At 68.9% G+C, this 23,113-nt stretch carries 22 protein-coding genes and 2 tRNA genes; 11 read left to right on the forward strand and 13 right to left on the reverse strand.

Going from position 1 to position 23,113, the window contains the following annotated elements:
- The first annotated feature begins 13 nt into the window (after positions 1-13).
- On the forward strand, positions 14-2,047 hold the full coding sequence (locus ASE44_RS05135) for a M3 family metallopeptidase (protein WP_056777958.1): 2,034 nt from the start codon (positions 14-16) through the stop codon (positions 2,045-2,047).
- A 68-nt stretch (positions 2,048-2,115) separates the two neighbouring features.
- Here ASE44_RS05135 and clpX read toward each other — a convergent pair whose 3' ends face one another.
- The 6 genes from clpX to ASE44_RS05165 all read right to left on the reverse strand — a co-directional run bounded on the left by clpX (position 2,116) and on the right by ASE44_RS05165 (position 7,107).
- The gene (gene clpX, locus ASE44_RS05140) at positions 2,116-3,393 is read right to left on the reverse strand and encodes an ATP-dependent Clp protease ATP-binding subunit ClpX (protein ID WP_056006673.1); all 1,278 of its coding nucleotides are present in this window, start codon (positions 3,391-3,393) and stop codon (positions 2,116-2,118) included.
- A gap of 111 nt (positions 3,394-3,504) precedes the next feature.
- Positions 3,505-4,173 (reverse strand): ATP-dependent Clp protease proteolytic subunit, encoded by a 669-nt coding sequence (locus tag ASE44_RS05145; protein WP_056006676.1) that lies wholly within the window; start codon positions 4,171-4,173, stop codon positions 3,505-3,507.
- 29 nt (positions 4,174-4,202) lie between these two features.
- A complete protein-coding gene (locus ASE44_RS05150; protein WP_056006680.1) occupies positions 4,203-4,796 on the reverse strand; it encodes an ATP-dependent Clp protease proteolytic subunit in 594 nt (197 codons plus the stop codon).
- Positions 4,797-4,929: 133 nt separating this feature from the next.
- Entirely contained in the window at positions 4,930-5,430 is a 501-nt protein-coding gene (locus tag ASE44_RS05155; protein WP_056777961.1) for a tetratricopeptide repeat protein, read from the reverse strand.
- Positions 5,431-5,511: 81 nt separating this feature from the next.
- A complete protein-coding gene (gene tig, locus ASE44_RS05160) occupies positions 5,512-6,978 on the reverse strand; it encodes a trigger factor (protein WP_056006686.1) in 1,467 nt (488 codons plus the stop codon).
- 55 nt (positions 6,979-7,033) lie between these two features.
- Positions 7,034-7,107, reverse strand: a tRNA-Pro gene (locus tag ASE44_RS05165).
- A gap of 192 nt (positions 7,108-7,299) precedes the next feature.
- On the opposite strand from ASE44_RS05165, the gene ASE44_RS05170 reads away from it, so the two are divergent.
- Together ASE44_RS05170 and ASE44_RS05175 are read left to right on the forward strand one after the other, a co-directional pair.
- Positions 7,300-7,370: transfer RNA gene (locus ASE44_RS05170), tRNA-Gly, on the forward strand.
- Between the two features lie 128 nt (positions 7,371-7,498).
- Entirely contained in the window at positions 7,499-7,690 is a 192-nt protein-coding gene (locus ASE44_RS05175) for a hypothetical protein (protein WP_056006689.1), read from the forward strand.
- On the opposite strand, the gene ASE44_RS05180 is transcribed toward ASE44_RS05175, so the two are convergent.
- Positions 7,687-8,223 carry a gamma carbonic anhydrase family protein gene (locus ASE44_RS05180; protein ID WP_056006692.1) on the reverse strand — a complete coding sequence of 179 codons (537 nt, stop codon included), beginning with the start codon at positions 8,221-8,223 and terminating at the stop codon, positions 7,687-7,689. The two genes, ASE44_RS05175 and ASE44_RS05180, sit on opposite strands and share 4 nt — an antisense overlap.
- Before the next feature lie 214 nt (positions 8,224-8,437).
- Between ASE44_RS05180 and ASE44_RS05185 the strand changes: the two genes are divergently transcribed.
- Positions 8,438-8,926 carry a Dps family protein gene (locus ASE44_RS05185; protein WP_056006695.1) on the forward strand — a complete coding sequence of 163 codons (489 nt, stop codon included), beginning with the start codon at positions 8,438-8,440 and terminating at the stop codon, positions 8,924-8,926.
- Positions 8,927-9,039: 113 nt separating this feature from the next.
- On the opposite strand, the gene ASE44_RS05190 is transcribed toward ASE44_RS05185, so the two are convergent.
- The 4 genes from ASE44_RS05190 to ASE44_RS05205 form a co-directional block, all read right to left on the reverse strand.
- Positions 9,040-10,593 (reverse strand): amidohydrolase, encoded by a 1,554-nt coding sequence (locus ASE44_RS05190; RefSeq protein WP_082455826.1) that lies wholly within the window; start codon positions 10,591-10,593, stop codon positions 9,040-9,042.
- A gap of 37 nt (positions 10,594-10,630) precedes the next feature.
- Complete coding sequence (locus ASE44_RS05195) at positions 10,631-11,632, reverse strand: Fpg/Nei family DNA glycosylase (RefSeq protein WP_056006697.1); 1,002 nt, start codon at positions 11,630-11,632, stop codon at positions 10,631-10,633.
- Positions 11,633-11,694: 62 nt separating this feature from the next.
- Positions 11,695-12,183: a ribose-5-phosphate isomerase gene (locus tag ASE44_RS05200; RefSeq protein ID WP_056777963.1), complete on the reverse strand. Its 489-nt coding sequence runs from the start codon at positions 12,181-12,183 to the stop codon at positions 11,695-11,697.
- 35 nt (positions 12,184-12,218) lie between these two features.
- Positions 12,219-12,842: a DsbA family protein gene (locus tag ASE44_RS05205; protein WP_056777965.1), complete on the reverse strand. Its 624-nt coding sequence runs from the start codon at positions 12,840-12,842 to the stop codon at positions 12,219-12,221.
- A 144-nt stretch (positions 12,843-12,986) separates the two neighbouring features.
- Here ASE44_RS05205 and pepN point away from each other — a divergent pair, with 144 nt between their 5' ends.
- The 6 genes from pepN (at position 12,987) to ASE44_RS05235 (ending at position 20,905) form a co-directional block, all read left to right on the forward strand.
- Positions 12,987-15,530, forward strand: a complete 2,544-nt coding sequence (gene pepN, locus ASE44_RS05210) for an aminopeptidase N (RefSeq protein WP_056777968.1) — start codon at positions 12,987-12,989, stop codon at positions 15,528-15,530.
- A gap of 267 nt (positions 15,531-15,797) precedes the next feature.
- A complete protein-coding gene (locus tag ASE44_RS05215) occupies positions 15,798-16,961 on the forward strand; it encodes a sensor histidine kinase (protein WP_162235736.1) in 1,164 nt (387 codons plus the stop codon).
- Complete coding sequence (locus ASE44_RS05220) at positions 16,958-17,632, forward strand: response regulator transcription factor (RefSeq protein ID WP_056006712.1); 675 nt, start codon at positions 16,958-16,960, stop codon at positions 17,630-17,632. Before ASE44_RS05215 ends, ASE44_RS05220 begins: the two co-directional genes overlap by 4 nt.
- An 81-nt stretch (positions 17,633-17,713) precedes the next feature.
- Positions 17,714-18,721, forward strand: coding sequence for a mechanosensitive ion channel family protein (locus ASE44_RS05225; protein ID WP_056777973.1), 1,008 nt, complete (start codon positions 17,714-17,716; stop codon positions 18,719-18,721).
- Positions 18,718-19,146, forward strand: coding sequence for a globin (locus ASE44_RS05230; protein WP_056006716.1), 429 nt, complete (start codon positions 18,718-18,720; stop codon positions 19,144-19,146). Before ASE44_RS05225 ends, ASE44_RS05230 begins: the two co-directional genes overlap by 4 nt.
- A gap of 76 nt (positions 19,147-19,222) precedes the next feature.
- Entirely contained in the window at positions 19,223-20,905 is a 1,683-nt protein-coding gene (locus ASE44_RS05235; RefSeq protein WP_056777976.1) for an FAD-binding dehydrogenase, read from the forward strand.
- 3 nt (positions 20,906-20,908) lie between these two features.
- Here ASE44_RS05235 and ASE44_RS05240 read toward each other — a convergent pair whose 3' ends face one another.
- Entirely contained in the window at positions 20,909-21,583 is a 675-nt protein-coding gene (locus tag ASE44_RS05240; RefSeq protein ID WP_056777978.1) for a hypothetical protein, read from the reverse strand.
- Positions 21,584-21,708: 125 nt separating this feature from the next.
- Here ASE44_RS05240 and ASE44_RS05245 point away from each other — a divergent pair, with 125 nt between their 5' ends.
- Positions 21,709-22,581, forward strand: coding sequence for an acyl-CoA thioesterase II (locus ASE44_RS05245; RefSeq protein ID WP_056006724.1), 873 nt, complete (start codon positions 21,709-21,711; stop codon positions 22,579-22,581).
- A gap of 26 nt (positions 22,582-22,607) precedes the next feature.
- Here the strand turns inward: ASE44_RS05245 and ASE44_RS05250 are convergent, their stop codons facing one another.
- Positions 22,608-23,081, reverse strand: a complete 474-nt coding sequence (locus ASE44_RS05250; RefSeq protein ID WP_056777981.1) for a thioesterase family protein — start codon at positions 23,079-23,081, stop codon at positions 22,608-22,610.
- Positions 23,082-23,113 lie beyond the last annotated feature (32 nt).

A 23,113-nucleotide genomic window follows, 5' to 3' on the forward strand; every position in this document is an offset into this window, starting at 1 on the left:
GATAGGGTGAGGTATGGAATCACACACGAATCCGTTCCTCCAGCCGAGCACCCTCCCCTACCAGCTTCCGCCGTTCGCGGAGATCCGCGAGGAGCACTACCGACCCGCTTTCACCGCCGGGTTCGAGCAGCAACTCGCCGAGATCGCAGCGATCACCGCGCAGTCGGATCCGCCCACGTTCGAGAACACCTTCCTGCCGCTCGAGCGCAGCGGATCGATCCTGGGGCGCGTCGCCGCCGTGTTCTTCAACCGGAGTTCCGCCGACAGCTCGGCGTTCACGAACGACCTCGAAGAGGAACTCGCCCCGCAGCTCGCCGCCCATGAGGACGCGATCCGGCTCGACCCGGCCCTCTACGCCCGCATCTCCACCGTGCATGCCCAGCTGGAGCATCTCGACCTCCCCGCTGAAGCCGCCTACCTCGTGCAGCGGGTCCACACCGAGCACACCCTGGCCGGGGCTGGTCTGGACGACGAGCAGAAGCGGGAACTGTCCGAGCTGAACCTCCGCCTGTCGAGCCTCACCACGCGGTTCGAGAAGCAGCTGCTCGCCGACACCAACGACCTCGCCGTCCACCTCACGGACGCCTCCGACCTCGACGGACTCAGCGCGGGTGAGCGCTCCGCAGCAGCACAGGCCGCAGCCGAGCGCGGACTCGAGGGCTGGCTCATCACGCTCGTCCTCCCGACGGGGCACCCCGCACTCTCGACGCTCACTGATCGCCGGGTGCGCGAACGGATCATGACCGCTTCCCGGGCCCGTGGTACGCGCGGCGGGCACAACGACAACCGTGACCTGGTGCTCGAGATCACCCATCTCCGTGCCGAGCGCGCGGCCCTGCTCGGCTTCCCGTCCCACGCGGCTGCGGTCACGGCGGACCAGACTGCTGGGACGCCCGAAGCGGTCGCCGAGCTGTTGTCGCGGCTGGCGATCCCCGCCGCCCGCAACGCCGACCGGGAACAGCGCGAACTCGAGCGGGTCTCCGGTCTGGAGACCATCGAGGCCTGGGACTGGCCCTTCGCGACGGAGCAGGTGAGAGCCGAGCGGTTCGACGTCGACACCGCACAGATGCGCCCGTACTTCGAAGCCGAGCGGGTCCTCTTCGACGGGGTGTTCGCCGCGGCCTCCAAGCTCTACGGCATCACCTTCGCGGAACGACCGGAGCTCACGGGCTACCACCCGGACGTCCGGGTCTTCGAGGTGTGGAACGAGGACGGTTCGGGTCTCGGTCTGTACCTCCTCGACCTCTACACCCGCGACAGCAAGCGCGGCGGCGCCTGGATGAACGCGCTCATCTCCCAGAACCGCCTGCTCGACCAGCCCACGGTGGTGGTGAACAACCTCAACGTTCCGAAGCCGGCGGCCGGCGAGCCGACGCTCCTGAGTGTCGACGAGGTCACGACCTTCTTCCACGAGTTCGGTCATGCACTGCACGGATTGTTCGCGGAGGTCGAGTACCCCCGATTCTCCGGAACGAACGTCTTCCGGGACTTCGTCGAGTTCCCGAGCCAGGTCAACGAGATGTGGATGCTCTGGCCTGAGGTCCTCGCCGGGTATGCGCGGCATTACGAGACCGGGGAGCCGATGCCGGAGGAACTCGTCGCGAAGCTGCAGGCTTCCGAGGGCTTCAACGAGGGCTTCTCGACCAGCGAGTACCTGGCGGCCGCGATGCTCGACCAGGCCTGGCACAGCATCGGTGCAGACGACCGCGTGGACGACGTCGAAGCGTTCGAGGCGGCCGCCCTGCGCTCGGCAGGGCTCGACAACCCGGCCGTCCCGCCGCGCTATGCGAGCACGTACTTCGCCCACACCTTCTCGGGCGGGTACGACGCCGGCTACTACTCGTACATCTGGAGCGAGGTGCTCGACGCCGACACGGTTGACTGGTTCACCGAGAACGGGGGCCTGACGCGGGAGAACGGCGACCGGTTCCGGGCGAGGCTCCTCGGCGTCGGAGGTTCGAAGGACCCGCTGGAGGCGTATCGCGACTTCCGTGGGCGCGACGCGGCCATCGAACCGCTCCTGCGGCGCCGCGGCCTCGAAGGCTGAACGACGAAGCCGCCGCGACGGAGCCGGAATCCGGTTCGTCGCGGCGGCTTCGCTCCGCAGCGTGTCGACTAAGCCGACTTCTCCTGACGGCGCGCCGCGCGGGGAACGATGGTGGGCGCCGCGTTCTCGACGACGGACTCCCGCGTGATGACCACCCGGGCGACCTCGTCGGTGGAGGGCACTTCGAACATGATCGGCCCGAGGACCTCTTCCATGATCGCCCGCAGACCTCGTGCGCCGGTCTTCCGGAGGACGGCGAGATCGGCGATCGCTTCGAGGGCCGCCTGATCGAACTCGAGCTCGACCCCGTCGATCTCGAACATGCGCTGGTACTGCCGGACGAGTGCGTTCTTCGGGACCGTGAGGATCTCCATGAGCGCATGCTGGTCGAGCGGCGTGACCGTGGTGACCACGGGCAGACGACCGATGAACTCGGGGATCAGACCGAACTTGTGGAGGTCCTCAGGAAGCACCTCGCCGAAGAGGTTCACATCGTCGCCCTTGCTGTGCAGTGGGGCTCCGAAGCCGATGCCCTTCTTCCCGGCACGGGAGGAGATGATCTCCTCGAGTCCGGCGAACGCACCGGCGACGATGAACAGCACGTTCGTCGTGTCGATCTGGATGAACTCCTGATGCGGGTGCTTCCGTCCGCCCTGCGGCGGCACCGAGGCGACGGTGCCCTCGAGGATCTTGAGGAGCGCCTGCTGGACGCCCTCGCCCGACACGTCTCGCGTGATGGACGGGTTCTCCGCCTTCCGCGCGATCTTGTCGACCTCGTCGATGTAGATGATGCCGGTCTCTGCGCGTTTGACGTCGTAGTCGGCGGCCTGGATGAGCTTCAAGAGGATGTTCTCGACGTCCTCACCCACATAACCGGCTTCGGTCAGTGCGGTCGCATCGGCTACCGCGAAGGGGACGTTCAGCCGCTTCGCGAGCGTCTGCGCCAGGTAGGTCTTGCCGCAACCGGTCGGGCCGATGAGCAGGATGTTGCTCTTCGCGATCTCGATGTCGTCGTGCACCGTCTCGGCCGGGGCTAGGGTCGCACGCGACCGGACACGCTTGTAGTGGTTGTACACCGCGACGGACAGCGCCTTCTTCGCGCTCTCCTGGCCGATGACGTACTCCTCGAGGAAGGCGAAGATCTCCTTCGGCTTCGGGAGGTCGAACTCGCTCACGGTCTCTTCGCTCGCCTCGGCGAGTCGCTCGGCGATGATCTCGTTGCACAACTCGACACACTCGTCGCAGATGTACACGCCGGGACCAGCGATCAGCTGCTGGACCTGCTTCTGGCTCTTGCCGCAGAACGAGCACTTGAGCAGATCGGCGCTTTCGCCTATCCGTGCCATGTCTTTCCCTCTCCCTGGAGATTCGGTGCTCCGAGCCTAACCTGTCCCTGCGACAACTCGGCGCGCCACCCCGCTGGGATGACGCGCCGAGTCGAGAGCACGGGAACCGGGTCAGGCCGTGATGGCCGCGACCGGGTTCTTCCGCGAGGTGAGCACCTGGTCGATGAGACCGTACTCGAGCGCCTCGGCGGCCGAGAGGATCTTGTCGCGATCGATGTCCTTGTTGACCTGCTCCACCGAACGGTTGGAGTGGTGCGCCAGGGTCGACTCGAGCCAGCCGCGCATGCGGAGGATCTCAGCGGCCTGGATCTCGATGTCCGATGCCTGACCGTGGCCGGCCTCGCCGACGGCGGGCTGGTGGATCAGGATCCTGGCGTTGGGGAGCGCGAGGCGCTTCCCGGGCGTGCCGGCAGCGGTGAGCACCGCGGCGGCAGAGGCCGCCTGCCCGAGGACGACCGTCATGACGTGCGGACGGATGTACTGCATCGTGTCGTAGATCGCCGTCATCGCGGTGAACGAACCACCGGGCGAGTTGATGTACATGACGATGTCGCGGTCAGGGTCCATGCTCTCGAGGACGAGCAACTGAGCCATGATGTCATCGGCCGACGCGTCGTCGACCTGCACCCCGAGGAAGATGATGCGGTCCTCGAAGAGCTTCGCGTACGGGTCCTGGCGCTTGTAGCCGTAGGCCGTGCGCTCTTCGAAGCTCGGGAGGATGTAGCGAGCACCCGGCATCTGCAGCGAGCGGCCCGCCGCACTGAACGTTGGAGTCTCCATGTGTTGCATTCCTGTCTGTCGAAGCCGGGTTACTTGTCGCTGTCGACGGTTCCGCCGCCGCCGGCCACGTCGAGCGCGGACTCACGGAGGTGGTCGACGAAGCCGTACTCGAGCGCTTCCTCGGCGTTGAACCAACGGTCGCGGTCGCCGTCGGCGTTGATCTGCTCGACGCTCTTGCCTGTCTGTGCCGCCGTGATCTCGGCGAGACGGCGCTTCATGTCGAGGATGAGCTGCGCCTGGGTCTGGATGTCGCTCGAGGTGCCGCCGAACCCACCGTGAGGCTGGTGGAGGAGCACCCGGGCGTTCGGGGTGATGTACCGCTTGCCCTTGGTGCCCGCCGTGAGGAGGAGCTGCCCCATGGAGGCTGCCATGCCGATACCGACCGTGACGATGTCGTTCGGCACGAACTGCATGGTGTCGTAGATGGCCATGCCGGCCGTGATGGAACCACCGGGCGAGTTGATGTAGAGGTAAATGTCGCGCTTCGGGTCGTCCGCGGCGAGCAGCAGCAGCTTGGCCGCGATCTCGTTCGCGTTCTCGTCGCGGACCTCGGCGCCCAGCCAGATGATCCGGTCCTTCAGCAGGCGGTCAAAGACACTGGGCGAGAACTGTGGTTCGGCCATTATCGCTCCGTTTCGGTTGTGCAGTGGTTCGAATCTATCGGAGGCGACGCACGACCAACGCCCTGTTCGCCCTCGGCAGACTCCCGGGCGCCGGGGTTCGCCGGAGGCGGACGGAACGCCAGGAGCCCAGGACTCAGCGGGGCGGTCGCGACTCGAGTTCGTCGGCGTAGGCGCGCACGGACCGGTGGTAGCGCGGCAGGTGACGCACGAGGGCACGCAGGGCGACCGCGGTCGCACGGTGGGGATCACCGGAGCTGGCGAGCGCCAGCGCCAGGAAGGCGGCCGTGGCATCCGCGTAGGGGCCCGTCGCCTCGGCGGCGAGCTGCTCTTCCAGCAGTTCCACGCTCTCGGCGACCCGCCCGAGGTTCCGCAAGGTGCTCGCCAACTGGATGACCGCCTGAGGACGATGCTCGTCGTCGAGTCCGGCGTCGAGTGCGGCACGGTAGAGCGCCTCGGCCTCGACCTCGTGCCCGGCTGAGTCGCGTGCGCCCGCCGATTCGAAGAGCGCTCGGGCATCGCCGTGAGGCCGCTCCGTGGCGAGGGCGTCGATCGCCACGATGCGCTCCTCGTCACTGAGCACCGCATCGTCCCAGACCGCCGCGACACGCGCGTCCCAGTCCTGCGCCTCGTCCATCCCGCGTTCCCTTCCGTTCGTGTCCGAAGACGACAGTAGGGGCGGAATCGCTTCCGCCCCTACTGTCACTGCTGGTGAGTGCTACTCGGCTGCAGCCTCGTCGGTCGCCGCCTTCTTGGCCGGAGCCTTCTTGGCGGGCGCCTTCTTGGCCGGAGCCTTCTTGGCAGCTGCCTTCTTCGGCTCGGCCTCGACCGGAGCCTCTTCGGCGGTGTCCTCGGACGCGGCCTCGGTGGTCTCGTCGGCAGCGGGCTCAGCCGCGGCGTCCTCGTCCTCGACGACGGCGACGAAGTCGCTCAGGTCGACGGGCTTGCCGTTCGAGTCGACGACCTCCGCCTTGCCGAGGGCGATCGCGATGGCCTTGTTGCGGGCGACCTCGCCGACCATGGCGGGGATCTGACCCTGCTGACCGAGGGCCTCGATGAACTCGCCGGGCTCCATGCCGTACTGCGACGCGCTCTGGATGAGGTACTCGGTGAGCTCGTTCTGGTTGACCTGCACGTTGAGCGACTCGGCGAGGGCGTCCAGCAGCAGCTGCGTGCGGAGCGCCTTCTCGCTGGACTCGGTGACCTCGGCACGGTGCTCGTCGTCCTCGAGGCGGTTCTCGCCCTCGAGGTGACGGTGGACCTCGTCCTCGATGACGCTCTCGGGGACCGGGATCTGCGCGGCCTCGAGCATGGCGTCGACGAGCGCGGTGCGCGCGTCGCGGCCCTGCGTGATGACCTGCTGACGCTCGACGACCTCGCGCAGCTGCGCCTTGAACTCGTCGATGGTGTCGAACTCGCTCGCGATCTGCGCGAAGTCGTCGTCGGCCTCGGGGAGCTCGCGCTCCTTGACAGCGGTCAGCGTGACGGTGACCTCGGCGTCCTCACCCTCGTGCTCGCCACCGAGCAGCGGCGACGTGAAGGTGGTGGTCTCGCCCGCGGTGAGCGAGTCGAGCGCCTCGTCGATACCGGTGAGCAGCTCACCCGAACCGATCTCGTAGGAGACACCGCTCGCGCGGTCGACCTCGGCGTCGTTGATCGTGGCGACCAGGTCGAGCTGCGCGAAGTCGCCCGTCTTGGCCGGGCGGTCGACGGTCACGAGCGTGCCGAACCGGGCACGGATGCGGTCGAGCTCGTCCTGGACGTCGGCCTCGCCGGCCTCCTGGGCGTCGACGGTGAGCTTGAGGCCCTCGTAGGCCGGGAGCGTGATCTCGGGGCGGACGTCGACCTCGATGTTGACCAACAGGTCGCCGGAGAAGTCCTTCTCGTTCGGCCACTCGACGATGTCCGCCTGCGGGCGGCCGAGCGGACGGAGCTCGTTCTCCTCGAGTGCCTTGCGGAAGAAGCCGTCGAGACCCTCGTTGACGGCGTGCTCGATCACGGCGCCCTTGCCGACGCGCTGGTCGATGATCGCCGGTGGCACCTTGCCCTTGCGGAACCCGGGGACGTTGATGTCCTCCGCGATGTGTCCGTACGCGTGGGTGATGCTCGGCTTGAGCTCCTCAGGCGTCACCGCGATGGCGAGCTTGACGCGAGTGGGGCTCAGCTTCTCGACCGTGGTCTTCACGTGATTACTTCTCCTGTGTCGGGGATTCTGCCTCAGTTGAGGACGCAAAACGGAGTCGGGGCGACAGGATTCGAACCTGCGACCTCCCGGTCCCAAACCGGGCGCTCTACCAAGCTGAGCTACGCCCCGGATCGGCGACAATCCGGCCAGCCGGCCCGACCGACGAGCGGCGGGCGAAATGGCCTCGGTCAGTCTAGCCCAGAATCTGGGCGCGACCTGTGCGGTTTCCCGGGCTGCAGGCCGCGCACGACCCGCATTGCACAGACGCACCTCCGGCATGCAGTAGCATTGCCAGGTGAGTTCGCCGCATCGCGGCGCCTCGGGGATGTAGCTCAATGGTAGAGCCTCAGTCTTCCAAACTGATTACGCGGGTTCGATTCCCGTCATCCCCTCTGTATTCATGAGAACCAGGCAGCGCCGCGAAGGCGGGTGGTGAGGCTCGGTTCCCATCGTTCCCGGAGTGGGTCGAATGGCAGCCGCTGGCGGAGGACCCGAGCGGACGACGCCCTAGGCTGAGCGCATGCGACTCGACGCCCTCTGGCCCCACGTCTGGACCGTGGCCGGCGCGCTGGTCTTCTTCGTCGGCGTGTACGCCCTCGCCACCGGCCGCCTCGGCGTCGGCCTCATCTGCATGATCGGCTGCGTCGTCTGCCTGTCCGGCTCGCTCGCGGCCCAACGTCGCCTCAAGAAGCGCGACGCTCGCCGCCGCTAGTCGTCATCCACCGCCGCTGCGTGGACCGCCCTGAGAGCGACGTAGTGGGCCGCGTTCTGCCGGATCGCCTCCTGCTCATCGGCGGACAGCTCACGCCGCACCTTGGCAGGGACCCCGGCGACGAGCGAGCCGGGCGGCACGATCATGCCCTCGAGGACCACCGCTCCCCCGGCCACCAGCGACCCGGCCCCGATCACCGCTCCGCTCAGCACGACCGACCCCATGCCGATCAGACAGTCGTCCTCGACCGTGCAGCCGTGGACCACCGCGTTGTGTCCGACCGAGACGTTCCGGCCGATGACCGTCGGGTGGCCGCTGTCCGTGTGGACGGCGACACCGTCCTGGATGTTGGACCCCGCGCCGAGGGTGATCGAGTCCGAGTCCGCACGGAGCACCGCGTTGTACCAGACGCTCGAATCGGCAGCGAGGGTGACGGCCCCGACCAGCATCGAGCCTGGCGCCGTATAGGCGGTCGGATCCAGCTCGGGCGCGCGCCCACCTGGGAGCTTCCTGACAGAACCGTGAAGAGTCATGGGCCCCACGGTACCGCAGGCGTCGTCGAACACCGGAGAACCGCGTGATCCCGGCTCGGATCGCCGATATGGTCAGGCTTTCCTTCGTGAGTGCAGCCTTCGTAAGCCGAGCCTCGACTTCCTTGCGGAATGTCTCGGCCTGAGTACCGTTATACCCAAGCAGACCGGCGAACACGCCCGACCAGGGCCTCACTCGTCAACGAAGGGGAACACCATGACCGACATCACCACCTCCATTCCGCAGGCCGTCGCCAACCCGGACGTCGCGGCAGGCACCGCACAGTTCCTGAGCCCCGTCGTCCTCGACCTCACCGCCATCGTCGTCAACGGCAAGCAGGCCCACTGGCACGTCCGCGGAGCGAACTTCATCGGCGTCCACGAGCTGCTCGACGACATCGTCGACCACGCGCAGGAGTGGGCCGACCTCGCCGCGGAGCGCATCGTCGCCCTCGGCCTCCCCGTCGATGCACGGCTCAGCACGGTCGCCGCGAAGACCAGCACCCCGGAACTCAGCGAGGGCTTCCAGCAGTCCGACCGCACGATCGCCGAGGTCATCGCGTTGATCGACGCCGCGTCGGCCTCGGTCAACACCGCCGTCAACGAGCTCGACGAGCTCGACCAGACGAGCCAGGACATCGCCATCGAGATCGCCCGCGGCCTCGACAAGGACCGTTGGTTCCTCTTCGCACACCTCAGCCGCTAGGCGAGCGCCGGGCGCACCGGCATGCACCATCCCGAAGGGGCAGTCATCCGTGACTGCCCCTTCGTGCTGTCAGAACCCTCGAAGGTCCCGCAGCCCGTTCCTCCGGATCGGGGCTATCCCCCCGTCGGCGGCGACGACGCGGCGGCCGTCACCCGCCCCGCGAGCAGCGTGGCACGGACCGGCATGGTGCGGAGGGCCTCCGGAGGGCAGGTGAACGGGTCCGCGGACACGACGACGAGGTCGGCGAGGCTCCCCACCGCCACCACGTCGTCGTCGCCCCTGGTCGACGCGGCCAGCGCCTCCTCCACCGTGATGGCCTGCTCGCCGTGCCAGGCATCGCGTCCGTCCCGACTCCGGGTCACGGCGGCGGCGATGGACACCCAGGGGTCGAGGGGCGCGACCGGGGCGTCGGAACCGAGTCGCAGGGTCGCTCCGGCGTCGAGCAGACTGCGGAGCACGAACGCGCGGTCCGTGCGGCCGGCCCAGTGCACCTCCGCGATGTCCCGATCGTCCATCGCGTGTTCCGGCTGGACACTCGCGGCCGTCCCGGTCCGGGCGAACCGTTCCAGGTCCGATGCCCGCAGCAGTTGCGCGTGCTCGATCGTCCCCCTCGCACCCGTGGTCTCGATGGCGTCGAGCGCTAGGGTGTTGGCCCGGTCGCCGATGGCGTGCACCGCGCAGTGAAGCCCGTTGGCGGTCGCCAGGGCGAGCAGGGCGGTCAGCCGCTCCGGCGGCACGTTGAGCATGCCGTGCGCATCCGACCCCGGAGCGGAACCGGGGTAGGGCGTGTCGCAACAGGCCGTGCGGGTGTTGAGCGAGCCGTCGGTGATGACCTTGAAGGGGCCGACCTGCACCAGCCCGTCCGTTCCGGCCAGTACTCCACCGGTGACGAGACCGGCGTCGATCGCCCGCTCGAGGTGCTCGGCGTAGATGCCGAAGGAGATTCGGAGCGCACGCGTGCCGTTGCCGACCCGCCGGACCCAGTCCGCGGCGTTCCACCGCATCTCGAGGTCGACGACCCCGACGACGCCCCGTGACGCCGCCTGATCGGCTGCAGCGTCGACACGTCGGTCGGAGAGCTCGGCCGCCACCTGGTCGAGCTGTTTGAGGACGGCGAACGACTCCTCCTCCCGGAGCAACCCCGTGGGGTGGTCCCCGAAGCCCGTGGCCCGCAGCGCGGCGCTGTTCAACCAGCAGCAGTGCAGGTCGGCGCTCACGAGCACGACCGCGCGGTCGGGGGCGATCTCATCCAACACCGCGAACGTCGGCAGGTCCGGCCAGAGGGCGTCCCGGAACCGCGCGCCCTCGATCCAGCCGTCGCCGTCGGGCTCCTGCGCGATGCGTTCGGCGACCAGCGCCGCCGCCTCCGCGGCCGACGCCGCCGACGACAGATCGACGCGCCTCGCCGTGCGCGCCCACTGGGTGAAGTGCACGTGATGGTCCCAGAGGCCTGGCAGCAGGAAGCCGCCGCCGCCGTCCAGGACGCCGGGGTCGCCGTCGCGGAGGACCTCGGGGTCCGCAGGACGGATCGCGACGATGGCACCGTCCTCCAGGAGGACGTCGACCCGTTCGGTGTCGGACGCGCCTCCGCGGCGCGGGCCCGACAGGTGGACGTCGGCGATCGTCGTGACGACGTCGCCGACGGATCCAGGGCGGTGCTCGGTCATCACATCGGTCCTCGTCGGTTCGTCGGGCGGGTTCGGATCAGCGTTGGCAGTTCGGGCACCAGTACAGCTTGCGGGCACCCATCTCCTCGAGCAGGATGTTCGTCCCGCAGACCCGACAGGGCAGCCCCTCGCGCTTGTAGACCCAGTGGCGATCGGCGCGGTTGGCCATCGCGAGTCGGTAGTCGGCGGGCGAGAGGTCGTCCATCGTCATCATCTGCCCGGTCTCCACTCCGATCGCGAGCAGTCTCGTCCAGTCGGCCCAGATCTCGCGCAGCGTCTCCTCCGGGACGGTCTTGCCCGTGCGGTGCGGGTCCAGTCGCGCGCGGAAAAGCAGTTCGGCGCGATAGACGTTGCCGATGCCGCTGACGATCTGCTGGTCCATCAGCAGCAGACCGATCGGCGAACCCTTCCGGTGCGCTCGGGAGACGAACCGTTCGCCGGCCTCGGCACTCGGGTCGAGCAGCGGGTCCGGTCCGAGCCGGTCGATGACCGCTTGGACCCCGGCCGAGTCAATGACCTCGCAGGCGGTCGGGCCGCGGAGGTCGGCGACGGTGGTGTCGGTCAGCAGACGCACGCGCACCTGTCCGACGGGCTCGGGAGGGAACCGCTCGTCCAGCTCGGCGAGAGGACTCGACTGCTCGGACATCCGTACGCGGGCCCGACGCGGCGCACCGATGCTGTGCAGCGAATTCTCCCCGTCGAGGTCCAGGATCGGCTCGTCGTCATCGTCGACGACGGTCCCCCGCTGGTTCGTCTGGCCCATGCGCCCGTTCGCGGCGGCGATGGTCGGGTCGGAATGGATGTCTCCGGCGAAGTCCCATGCACCGTAGAGCCCCAGGTGGACCCGCAGCCACAGGCCGTCGTCGAATTCGAGGAACATCTGCTTACCCACGGCTTTGGCGTCCGTGACGGTCCGTCCGTCGAGGACCGAGGCGCCCTCCGCGAACCGTCCCTGTGGCGACGACACCGCGACGCGGTGACCCACGAAGTTCTGGCGGAACTGGCGGGCGATGCGATGAACGGAGTGCCCCTCGGGCATGGTGACTCCTCACTCGGGTGGCGGCGCGGTCGAGCGGCGCCGCAGTGGCGATGGCGGACGCGTCAGTCGTCGACGTGCTTGCCGGCGATGGTGCCGGTCGCCTCGTACTCCGCGAGTTGGGCGATACGACGGGCGTGGCGTTCCTCGAGGCTGAACGGTTCGGCGATGAACGCGTCGATGAACGACACCGCCTCGTCGATCGAGTGCTGCCTGGCGCCGATGGAGATGACGTTGGCGTCGTTGTGCTGCCGGGCGAGCTGGGCCGTGCTCAGGTTCCAGACGAGCGCGGCGCGGACACCGATGACCTTGTTCGCGGCGATCTGTTCACCGTTGCCCGACCCTCCGAACACCACGCCGAGCGCTTCCACGCCGGCCTGCTGGTCCCCCACGACCGCCTTCGCGGCGTTGATGCAGAAGGAGGGGTAGTCGTCCAGAGCGTCGTACACCGTGGGGCCGTGGTCGACGACGTCGTGACCCGCTGCGCGCAGGTGGTCCTGAAGGGTGCGGCTGAGCTCGAGACCGGCGTGATCGGTGGCGATGTGGATGCGCATGTGGAAAGTCTAGGGTTCCGGACGCGCAGCTCGGGTCAGTCGAAGATCGGGTCAGCCGTGCGGCTGCGCTTGAGCTCGAAGAAGCCCGGGTAGGCGGCCGCGGCGACGACACCGTCCCACAGGGCGAGGGCCTGGTCACCCTTCGGTGCGGGCGAGATGACCGGCCCGAAGAAGGCGACGTCGTCGATCGCGATGACGGGCGTGCCGACGTCCTGCCCGACCCGCCCGATGCCGTCGAAGTGGCTCTCGCGCATGGGGCCGTCGTACGCATCCGTCTTCGACGCTTCGGCGAGCGCCGCGGGGAGTCCGGTCTCCACGAGGGCTTCGGCGATGACGGCGTCGACGTCTTCAGCGCGTCCTCCCGGGTGGATCCGGGTGCCGAGCGCGTCGTAGAGCGGCTTGACGACCTCTTGGCCGTGTTCCTGGGCCGCGGCGGCGACGAGGCGGGTGTACCGGAGCGCGCGGGGGAAGAACGCCCGGTAGTCGTCGCTCACGTCCTGGTCCTCGTTGAGGACGGCCAGGCTCATGATGTGCCAGGTGACGTCGAGGTTGCGGGCCTCGGTGACCTCGTCGACCCAACGTGAGGTCATCCAGGCCCACGGGCAGGAGGGGTCGAACCAGAAGTCGACGCGGGTGGTGTCTGCGGCGGAAGTCGTCATGCCGCAACCCTACGCTCCACCCGCCCCGATCGCTCCGGGAGTGGACGCACACCGGGTCTAGGCTGGTTGCTCGTGCCGGGGTCGTCACAAGCGACCACGTGCAGTTCACACGTCACGTGTCCATCAACACACCAGGGAGCAGCTGTGCCAGGAGAGAACCTCACCCGAGTCGAGGCCCAGGAGCGCAGGGCGCTCGTCGACACGTCGAGCTACGAGGTCGTGCTCGACCTCACGACCGGTCCCGAGGTGTTCCGCAGCACCACGACGGTCCGGTTCACGGGTGAGCCCGGTTCCTCGACCTTCATCGACGCCATCACCCGCACGGTCCACTCCGTCACGCTGAACGGCGTCGAGCTCGATCCGGCGACGGTGTCCGACGGGATCCGCATCCAGCTCGACGGCCTCGCCGCCGAGAACGTGCTCGTCGTCGACGCGGACGCCGAGTACACCAACACGGGCGAGGGCCTCCACCGCTTCGTCGACCCGGTCGACGGCGAGGTCTACCTGTACAGCCAGTTCGAGGTCCCCGACTCCCGCCGGGTGTTCGCCGTCTTCGAGCAGCCGGATCTGAAGGCGTCGTTCACCTTCACCGTCACCGCCCCCGCGGCCTGGCAGGTCGTCAGCAACTCCCCGACGCCCGAGCCGGTCCCCGCGCAAGACGGCGCTGCGACGTGGAGCTTCGCGCCGACGCAGCGCATCTCGTCCTACATCACCGCGATCGTCGCCGGACCGTACGACGTGGTCCGCAGCGAGCTCACCTCGAGCGACGGCCGCACCATCCCGCTCGGCGTGTTCGCGCGGAAGAGCCTCGCCGAGTACCTCGACGCAGACTACATCTTCGATAAGACGCGGCAGGGGTTCGCTTACTACGAGGAGAAGTTCTCCTACGCGTACCCGTTCGAGAAGTACGACCAGCTCTTCGTCCCCGAGTTCAACGCCGGGGCGATGGAGAACGCCGGTGCAGTGACCTTCACGGAGACGTACGTGTTCCGCTCGAAGGTGACCGACGCCATCAAGGAGCGTCGCGTCGTCACGATCCTGCACGAGCTCGCCCACATGTGGTTCGGCGACCTCGTCACCATGAAGTGGTGGAACGACCTCTGGCTGAACGAGTCCTTCGCAGAATGGGCGTCGACGATCGCCACCGCTGAGGCCACGGAGTGGACCGAAGCCTGGACGACGTTCAACGCGATGGAGAAGACCTGGGCGTACCGCCAGGACCAGCTCCCCTCCACGCACCCCATCGTCGCGACGATCAACGATCTCGAGGACGTGCAGGTCAACTTCGACGGCATCACCTACGCGAAGGGCGGCTCGGTCCTGAAGCAGCTCGCGGCATGGGTCGGGATCGAGGCGTTCTTCGCCGGCGTCGGCAACTACTTCCGGAAGCACGAGTTCGGGAACACCGTGCTCGACGACCTCCTGGTCGAACTGGAGGCGACGAGCGGTCGTGACCTCCGCGAGTGGTCGAAGCTCTGGCTCGAGACCTCCGGTGTCGGGACGCTCAGCCCCGAGTTCACGGTCGACTCAGACGGTACGTTCACGGCGTTCGCCGTCCGCCAGACGGTTCCGGAGGCGTACGCCACCCTGCGTCCCCACCGCCTCGCCATCGGCCTCTACCGCTTGCAGGACGGCAAGCTCGTCCGCACCGAGCGCGTCGAACTCGACGTCGACGGTTCCCTCACCGAGGTGCCGGAGCTCCTCGGCAAGACGCAGCCCGACCTCGTCCTGCTGAACGACGACGACCTCGCCTACGCGAAGATCCGACTCGACGAGCGCTCCCTCGCGACGGCGATCGGCCACCTCGCCTCGATCGAGGATCCGCTGGCCCGCTCGCTCGTGTGGGGCGCGGCGTGGGATGCGACGCGCGACGCCGAGTCCACCGCGTCCGACTACGTCGACCTCGTGCTCGGCAACATCGCGACCGAGACCGAGTCGACCACGCTCCGCACGACGCTCGGACAGCTCGGCCTCGCCGCGCGGAACTACGTCGCCCCCGAACGCCGCCTCGACACCGTCGAGCGCGTCGGCGACGCCCTCTGGGCCCTCGCGCAGGACGCGGAGGCCGGGTCGGACGCCCAGTTCCAGTTCGTGAAGTTCTTCGCTTCCCTCGCGTCGACGCCCGAGCACGGCGAGCACCTCCGGGCGCTGCGCGACGGCACGGCCTCACTGCAGGGGCTCGAGATCGACACCGACCTCCGATGGGAGCTGCTCGAGGGCCTGGTGCTCCTGGGCCTCGCGGACGGTTCCGACATCGACGCGGCGCTGGCGGCGGACAACACGGCCAACGGCGCACAGGCGGCCGCACGTGCGCGTGCGACCATCCCCACGACCGAGGGGAAGCGCGCCGCGTTCGACTCCGTCGTCGAGCAGGACGACCAGCCGAACGCGATCGTGCGGAACGTGGGACTCGGGTTCGGTCACGTCATCGACCCCGCAGTCCTCGAGCCGCTCGTGGAGCCCTACTTCGCCGCGCTGACGACGGTCTGGGAGTCGCGGAGCTACAAGATCGCCGAGTACATCGTCGAAGGCCTCTACCCCTCAGCGCTTGCCTCAACCGAGCTGCGGGACCGCACCCGTGCGTGGTTGGACGCCAACCCGGAGGTCCCGGCGCTGCGTCGCATGCTCGTCGAGGCCCTCGCGGGTGTCGAACGGGCGCTCGCGGCACAGGCACGGGACGCCGCGTGACCTCCGCCACCGGATAGCACCGCGGTACCAGACGCACCACCTGAGGACCCCTCCACGGCACGACCCGCCGTGGAGGGGTTCTCCGTATCCTTGGAGGATGAGCGGCCCTGTGAACGATGTCCTGCCCTCCGGGTCGTCGTCGCGATGACCGATCCGGTGCAGGCGTCCGTCCGCGACCGTTCGGCGACAGAGGCTTCCCTGATGCTCCCCCGGCCACCGGGGGTCGTCCGGCGCTGGTGGGCCAGGCACCCGTGGACGGCTGACGCTTTGATCGCAGCGGGGTACCTCCTCGTGGCACTCTCCGTCAGCACGGCGGAGTGGTTCGACGTCGACCTGGCGACCCAGCCGTCGCGGATCGCCCTCGCGGTGGCCATCGTCGCCGTCACGACCCTCGCCGTCCTCCTGCGGCGCCGTCGACCGCTCACGATGGCACTGATCGTGATCGCGGTCGGACTCGTGTCGGTCGCGCAGACCGTGGCCGTCGATGCCTTCGCCGTGCCGGTCCTCCTGTACTCCGTCGCCGTCTACCGCGGAGTCGCCCTCGGCTGGCGGGCCTTCGCCGCAGCCGCGGTCGTGGCGATCCTGGCTCCGTTCCTCCCGTGGGCTGCGCCGCAGGCACCAGGCGAGCCGGAGCAGACGATCATCTCCGTCGTGCTCTTCGCGCTGTTCGGCCTCCTCGTCGGCATCAACGTCGGCAACCGGAAGCGCTACGTCCAGGCCCTCGTGGACCGCGCAGCGCAGCTCGCGCGCGAGCGTGACCAGCAGGCTCAGCTCGCCGCCGTCGCCGAACGCACCCGCATCGCGCGGGAGATGCACGACATCGTCTCCCACAGTCTCACGGTGATCGTCGCCCTCTCTGAAGGCGCCCTCGCGACCAAGGACCCGACGGCGTCGCGAGCCGCCATGACCGCGGTCACCGACGCCGCGCGCACCTCGCTGGTCGACATGCGACGCATGCTCGGCGTGCTCCGCGAGACCGGGAGCGCACCCCTCGCACCACAGCCTGACGCAGCTTCGATCCCCGCACTCGTGCAGACCTTCCGTGGGCTCGGACTCCCGGTCACCCTGACCGACTCCGGTCCCCCGACCGACGACCCCTCGATCCTGCTCGCCGTGCACCGCATCACCCAGGAGGCGCTCACCAACGCCCTGCGGTATTCGGAACGGCCGAAGCGCGTCGACGTCGTCATCACCTCGTACGACGACCGCATCGAGCTCATCGTCGAGAACGACGGCTCCATCCCGGACGCGCCGTCGCTCGGCGCAGGTCAGGGGCTGCTCGGGCTCCGCGAGCGGGTGGCGTTCCAGGGAGGCCGGGTCACGGCGGGCGTGGTCGGCGATCGCCTCTGGCGTGTTCACGCCGTGCTCCCGAGGGATCCCGGTGCAGCACGATCCCGTCCGACCCCCGATCCGCGAGGAACCACACCATGACCGACCCCATCCGCATCCTGCTCGTCGACGACCAGCAGCTCATCCGACTCGGCTTCGGCCTCGTCCTCGGCGCCGAGGACGACCTGAGCGTCATCGGTGAGGCGTCCAACGGTGCCGAGGCGATCGACCTCGCCGCCAGGCTGCGACCCGACGTGATCCTGATGGACGTCCGGATGCCGGGCCTCGACGGGATCGAGGCGACCCGCCGGATCGTCGCGGCGCACCCCGACAGCCGCATCATCATCCTCACGACCTTCGACCTCGACGAGTACGCGTTCGGCGCGCTGCGGGCCGGCGCCAGCGGCTTCCTCCTCAAGGACGCCCTCCCCCACGAGCTGACGTCCGCGATCCGCGCTGTGCACGCCGGCGACGCCGCCGTGTCCACCCGGGTCACCAAGCGGATGCTCGAGCTCTTCGCGACGGCGCTCCCCGGCAGCGCGGCCGACACAGCCGAGGGATCGGCGGCGGGGCTCGCCGACCTGACCCCGCGTGAGCACGACATCCTCGTCGCCATGGCGGAAGGACTCAGCAACGCGGAGATCGCGGCGCACTTCATCCTCTCCGAATCGACGGTCAAAACCCACGTGGGGCGCGTCCTCATGAAGCTGCAGTTGCGAGACCGTGTGCAGGCCGTCATCTTCGCCTACAAGCACGGGCTCGTCCGTCCATGACCGTCCGTCCGGTCGATGCGCGGCTGCCGTCCGGCCCGCTCACACGATTCACTCCAGCACGCTGAGTACACTGAGCCGGATATGAACTGGGATGAACTCTGGCCGGACGTGACCGCCTTCCTCTGGACCGCGGGTTGGAAGATCATCGGCGTGGTGGTCGTGATCGGGTTGGCCTTCGCCGCCGCCTGGGTGTTGCGCTTCGTGATCCGGCGGGTCGTCGGACGCATCGTCAGCGGCGTCAAGAAGAGCGCCGACGTCACCAACACGCAGTCGTTGCTGGCCTCGCCGCTCGCAGCGGTCAGGCTCGTCCAGCGCACCAGGACCCTCGGCACCGTCCTCAGCAACATCGTGAACGTCACCATCGTCATCGTCGCCGCCATCCTCGTCGTGAACGTGATCGACTCGAGCATCATCGGGTCCTTCGCGCTCCTCACTGCAGCGGTCGGCGCCGGTCTCGGTTTCGGAGCGCAGAACATCGTCAAGGACATCCTCAACGGGCTGTTCATGGTGGTCGAGGACCAGCTCGGCGTCGGCGACGTCGTCGACCTCGGACCGGCGACCGGCGTCGTCGAGACGGTGGGCATCCGCATCACCCAGGTGCGCGACGTGAACGGGACGCTCTGGTTCGTCCGCAACGGCGAGATCCTGCGCGTCGGCAACATGTCGCAGGGCTGGTCCCGGGTCATCATCGACCTGGCCATCCCGTACGACTCCGATGTCGAAGCCGTCCAGGAGCGCATGCTGACCACGGCGAACGACCTCGCCCACGACCCGAAGTGGCGTTCCCGCATCCTCGAGAAGCCCGAGCTGTGGGGCCTCGAGTCGGTCTCGGCCGATGCCCTGATCATCCGCCTGGTCATCAAGACGCGCACGAGCTCGAAGGACGACGTCGCGCGCGAACTCCGGATGCGACTGAAGCGCGCCGTCGACGAGATGGGCGTCAAGCTCCCGGCGTTGAACAGCATCGTCCTCTCCGGCTTCGAAGGCGCCGCGAGTGTCACCGGTTCCCGGCCGCCGCGGACCCACCCGACCACGGTCGTCCCGCCCAGGGCGCCGAAGACCAAGCGACCCCCGAGAGCGGAACGATGACCGACCAGCAGCCGCCAGGGATGTCCTTCTACGAGCAGGTCGGCGGTCGTCCGACGTTCCAGCGGCTCGTCGACGAGTTCTACCGGGGAGTCGCCGGCGACCCGGTCCTGAAACCGATGTATCCGGAGGAGGACCTCGGCCCTGCGGCCGAACGACTCATGCTGTTCCTCGAGCAGTACTGGGGCGGCCCGGGGACGTACAGCGCCGAACGCGGGCACCCACGGCTGCGTCTCAGGCACCAGCCCTTCCACGTGAATCCCGACGCTCGGGACCGCTGGTTGCTCCACATGCGCAGCGCCGTCGACAGCCTCGACCTGGCCCCGGTCCACGAGGCGACCCTCTGGGACTACCTGGAGCGCGCAGCGCACGCGATGGTGAACACCTTCGACGACGATCCAGGGGCACCACGCCGCAGTCTTCTCTGATTCCGACGCCGACTCCGCGCGTTCCGACACGGCGGCCGTAGGATCGGACGCACGTCCGTGCCGAAGGAGTCACCAGATGTCCGCAACCGCCCCTCCCTCCCCGTCCGCCGACCGAACCGAGGCCGATGCGATCGTCATCGGGAGTGGGCTGGCCGGCCTCGTCGCCACCGCCGAACTCATCGCCGCTGGGAAACGGGTCATCCTGGTGGAGCAGGAGCCGGAGTCGAACCTCGGCGGACAGGCGCACTGGTCGTTCGGCGGCCTGTTCCTCGTCGACTCCCCCGAGCAGCGCCACCTCGGGGTGCGGGACTCGCTCGAGTTGGCGACACAGGACTGGTTCGGTGCCGCCGCCTTCGATCGGCCGGAGGACCACTGGCCGAAACGGTGGGCGGAGGCCTACCTCGACTTCGCCGCGGGCGAGAAGCGCGCCTGGCTGCACGAGCAGGGCATGCGGTTCTTCCCCGTCGTGGGCTGGGCGGAACGCGGCGGCTACGGCGCCATCGGACACGGCAACTCCGTCCCACGGTTCCACATCACCTGGGGCACCGGCCCCGGCGTCGTGGAGCCCTTCGTCCGCCGGGTGAACCAGGGTGTCGCCGACGGCTCGGTGTCGCCGCACTTCCGGCACCGCGTCGACGAGCTCCTCACCGAGGACGGTGCCGTCGTCGGCGTCCGAGGGTCCGTCCTCGCCCCGTCGGCCGCGATGCGGGGCGAGAGCAGCTCACGCGACGTGGTCGGCGAGTTCACCTGCCGCGCTCCGGCCGTCCTCGTGGCGAGCGGTGGCATCGGCGGCAATCACGACCTCGTCCGCGAGCACTGGCCAGCCCGTCTCGGCCAGCCGCCGACGACGATGCTCTCCGGAGTCCCCGCCCACGTCGACGGCCGCATGCTGGGCATCAGCGAACGCGCGGGCGGACGCCTCATCAACCGCGACCGGATGTGGCACTACGTCGAGGGCATCACCAACTGGGACCCGATCTGGCCCCAGCACGGCATCCGGATCCTGCCCGGGCCGTCGTCGCTCTGGTTCGACGCGACCGGTCACCGTCTCCCGGTACCGCTCTTCCCTGGGTTCGACACGCTCGGCACCCTCGAGCACCTGCGCGCCACCGGCCACGATCACAGCTGGTTCGTCCTCACCCAACGGATCATCGAGAAGGAGTTCGCGCTGTCGGGGAGCGAGCAGAACCCCGACCTGACCGGCAAGGACCTCGGCCTGCTCGCGAAGCGCATCGGACCCGGCGCCCCCGGCCCGGTCGAAGCGTTCAAGGAACACGGTGTGGACTTCATCGTCGCCGACACGATCACGGAACTCGTGGCGGGGATGCAGGCGTCCACCCCCGAGACGGCGATCGACGGCCGCAACGTCATCGCGGAGGTCGAGGCGCGCGATCGCGAGATGGACAACCCGTTCACGAAGGATCTGCAGATCACCGCTCTCCGCGGCGCACGCGCCTACCGCGGCGACAAGCTCGTCCGCGTGGCGGCACCGCACCGACTGCTCGACCCGAAAGCCGGCCCGCTCATCGCGGTCAAGCTGCACGTGCTGACCCGCAAGAGCCTCGGCGGGCTGGAGACCGACCTCTCGAGCCGCGTCCTCGGCGCTGACGGGAACCCGGTGCCCGGTCTCTTCGCGGCGGGAGAGGCTGCCGGGTTCGGCGGCGGAGGCGTCCACGGCTACCGGGCGCTCGAGGGGACCTTCCTCGGCGGCTGCCTGTTCACCGGTCGCGTGGCCGGCCGCGCGATGGCCGGCGTCTGAGCGTCAGGAGACGGCGTTGGCAAGCACGTGACCACGCCGGGTGCTCAGTCGCACCCACCCGCCGGAACGGAACACCGTCGCTCGCTCCGGTTCCGCGATGAACCCCAGGCCCACGGCCGCGAACGCCGCCCCGGTCGGAAGACCGAAGCCGTCGCCGAGGGGCCTCGACCACACCTGCGACCGCACCTTCTGGACGATCTGGTCTCCGACAGCCGTCGGAAGCGCCTCGGCGATCTCCGTGGCGCCCGTCCTGGCGACGAGTTCGAGCTCGATGGTGTCCACGTCGCCGACGCGTTCCCAGCCGCCGCGCGGCGGCGCCTGGCCGACCCACGGGGCCGTCCTGGTCGACGGCGGGAGCTCGAGCGACGCCGACGCTGATCCGTCGGGTCGTCCGGTCGTCGAGCCGCCGAGTGTGCGCACGATCCGGTCGATGAGTTCGCGCGGGGTCGCCAGGACGTCGGCCGAGGCAGCGTGGGCGAGGGCGAAGGTGCGCATGCCGATGATCGTCGGGCTGCGATCGAGCAGACCCTGCGGGTGCAGCACGGGGGCGGAGACCGCCAGGACGTGGTCGGCGGCGAGGAGCCGGACTCCGGAATCGTCGATCCGGCTGGCTCGCGCGAGGAACGTGCGGAGGTCGGCGAGCGAGTCGGCGTCGAGGAGGTGCAGGGTGGTGGACATCTCCTCTCAATGTACGCCACCGCCGCGTCGGCTCCGGGACATCGGGAGCCCGCCGCGGATAGACTCGGCGGGTCGGATCGGGCGTCGCTGTGGTGCGCCGGTCTCCGACGGAAAGGCGTGTCCCCGTGAAGGAACCGATCGAATCCCTACTGACCGCGCTCGACCTGAGCGCGCCCGGCGTCCGCACCGATGAGGACATCTTCACCGGGCCGTCGCAGTGGATGCCGCAGGGGCGGGTGTTCGGGGGGCAGGTCCTCGCGCAGTCCGTCGTCGCCGCGACGCGGACCGTCGACGCGGAGCGCATCATCCACTCGATGCACGGGTACTTCCTGCGTCCTGGCGATGTCGACCAGCCCATCACCTTCGCCGTCGACCGCATCCACGACGGCCGGTCGTTCGCGACGCGGCGCACCCAGGCGTATCAGAACGGCGTACCGATCCTCTCGATGATCGCCTCCTTCCAGACGCAGGATGCGGGCCCTGAGCACCAGATCGACCTCCCGGCGGGCCTTCCCGATCCGGAGACGCTGCCGTCCGCCGCCGAGATCCTCCACGGGATCGACCACCCGGCGGCCGAGGCCTGGGCCACCGGGCGACCGTTCGACCTCAGACACGTCGGCTCCCCCGTGTACCTCCGGGTGGAGGGCGAACGCACGGCCCAGCAGGCGGTCTGGTTCAAGACCATCGGCGAGCTACCTGACGACCCGGCGCTCCACCGCGCGGCACTGGCCTACGCGAGCGACTACACGATCCTCGAACCGGTGATGCGACGCCATGGTGTCCCATGGGCCACCCCCGGCATCAAGATCGCCAGCCTCGACCACGCCATGTGGTGGCACCGGCCGGCCCGGGTGGACGAGTGGCTCGTCTACCTGCAGGACTCCCCCAGCGCGACCGGTGGCCGCGGGCTGTCACTCGGCCGCATCTACGACCGGGCCGGGTCGCTCGTGGCGAGCGTGGCTCAGGAAGGCATGGTCCGCTTCCCGACACCCCGCTGATCCGGTGTCATGACGAGATGCCGCGCTCAGCGACGCGAGAACTCGATCGGGTCCTCGATGAACGGTTCCCACACGGCGCGCTCCGCATCTGAGATCCGTCGAGGCTTCATGGTCTTCGCGTCGACCATCACGACCGTCGTCGCGGCGCGCGCGTAGAGCGTCTGCGGCTCGGTACCGCGCGGAGAGTAGACCTCGTAGGCGACCTGCAGGCTGGCTCCCCCGATCTTGCCCATCCAGAGCTGGACGTCGAGCGGATCGCGCTGATACGGGATCGGGGCCAGGTATTCGATCTCCTGATGGGCGACGAGCGTGATCGTCTCCGCGTCGAGACTCGCGTCGATGACCGCCGTCGGCGGCGCATCCTCCGATGCGAGCGTCGGGATCCAGAACACCCTCACGCGCGCCTCTTCGAGGAGCTTCAGCATGGACGCGTTGTTCACGTGGTTGAAGGCGTCGAGGTCGCCCCATCGCAACGGGATCGGCACGTGGAGTCTGGTCATCGGTGAACCTTCCCTGCTCAGGCTGGTGGGAG

Origin of the sequence: Plantibacter sp. Leaf1 (genome assembly GCF_001421315.1) — a bacterium.
Lineage (GTDB): Bacteria > Actinomycetota > Actinomycetes > Actinomycetales > Microbacteriaceae > Plantibacter.

What these genes read in the sequence shown, in the direction of transcription:
- ASE44_RS05185 (WP_056006695.1), top strand. Translation starts at nt 8,438, where the DNA reads ATGACCGACATCACCACCTCCATTCCGCAGGCCGTCGCCAACCCGGAC.
- ASE44_RS05190 (WP_082455826.1), bottom strand. Translation starts at nt 10,593, where the DNA reads ATGACCGAGCACCGCCCTGGATCCGTCGGCGACGTCGTCACGACGATC.
- ASE44_RS05135 (WP_056777958.1), top strand. Translation starts at nt 14, where the DNA reads ATGGAATCACACACGAATCCGTTCCTCCAGCCGAGCACCCTCCCCTAC.
- ASE44_RS05230 (WP_056006716.1), top strand. Translation starts at nt 18,718, where the DNA reads ATGACCGACCAGCAGCCGCCAGGGATGTCCTTCTACGAGCAGGTCGGC.
- ASE44_RS05220 (WP_056006712.1), top strand. Translation starts at nt 16,958, where the DNA reads ATGACCGACCCCATCCGCATCCTGCTCGTCGACGACCAGCAGCTCATC.
- ASE44_RS05150 (WP_056006680.1), bottom strand. Translation starts at nt 4,796, where the DNA reads ATGGCCGAACCACAGTTCTCGCCCAGTGTCTTTGACCGCCTGCTGAAG.
- ASE44_RS05240 (WP_056777978.1), bottom strand. Translation starts at nt 21,583, where the DNA reads ATGTCCACCACCCTGCACCTCCTCGACGCCGACTCGCTCGCCGACCTC.
- ASE44_RS05145 (WP_056006676.1), bottom strand. Translation starts at nt 4,173, where the DNA reads ATGGAGACTCCAACGTTCAGTGCGGCGGGCCGCTCGCTGCAGATGCCG.
- ASE44_RS05205 (WP_056777965.1), bottom strand. Translation starts at nt 12,842, where the DNA reads ATGACGACTTCCGCCGCAGACACCACCCGCGTCGACTTCTGGTTCGAC.
- ASE44_RS05175 (WP_056006689.1), top strand. Translation starts at nt 7,499, where the DNA reads ATGCGACTCGACGCCCTCTGGCCCCACGTCTGGACCGTGGCCGGCGCG.
- ASE44_RS05195 (WP_056006697.1), bottom strand. Translation starts at nt 11,632, where the DNA reads ATGCCCGAGGGGCACTCCGTTCATCGCATCGCCCGCCAGTTCCGCCAG.
- ASE44_RS05180 (WP_056006692.1), bottom strand. Translation starts at nt 8,223, where the DNA reads ATGACTCTTCACGGTTCTGTCAGGAAGCTCCCAGGTGGGCGCGCGCCC.
- clpX (WP_056006673.1), bottom strand. Translation starts at nt 3,393, where the DNA reads ATGGCACGGATAGGCGAAAGCGCCGATCTGCTCAAGTGCTCGTTCTGC.
- ASE44_RS05200 (WP_056777963.1), bottom strand. Translation starts at nt 12,183, where the DNA reads ATGCGCATCCACATCGCCACCGATCACGCCGGTCTCGAGCTCAGCCGC.
- ASE44_RS05250 (WP_056777981.1), bottom strand. Translation starts at nt 23,081, where the DNA reads ATGACCAGACTCCACGTGCCGATCCCGTTGCGATGGGGCGACCTCGAC.
- ASE44_RS05225 (WP_056777973.1), top strand. Translation starts at nt 17,714, where the DNA reads ATGAACTGGGATGAACTCTGGCCGGACGTGACCGCCTTCCTCTGGACC.
- ASE44_RS05155 (WP_056777961.1), bottom strand. Translation starts at nt 5,430, where the DNA reads ATGGACGAGGCGCAGGACTGGGACGCGCGTGTCGCGGCGGTCTGGGAC.
- ASE44_RS05235 (WP_056777976.1), top strand. Translation starts at nt 19,223, where the DNA reads ATGTCCGCAACCGCCCCTCCCTCCCCGTCCGCCGACCGAACCGAGGCC.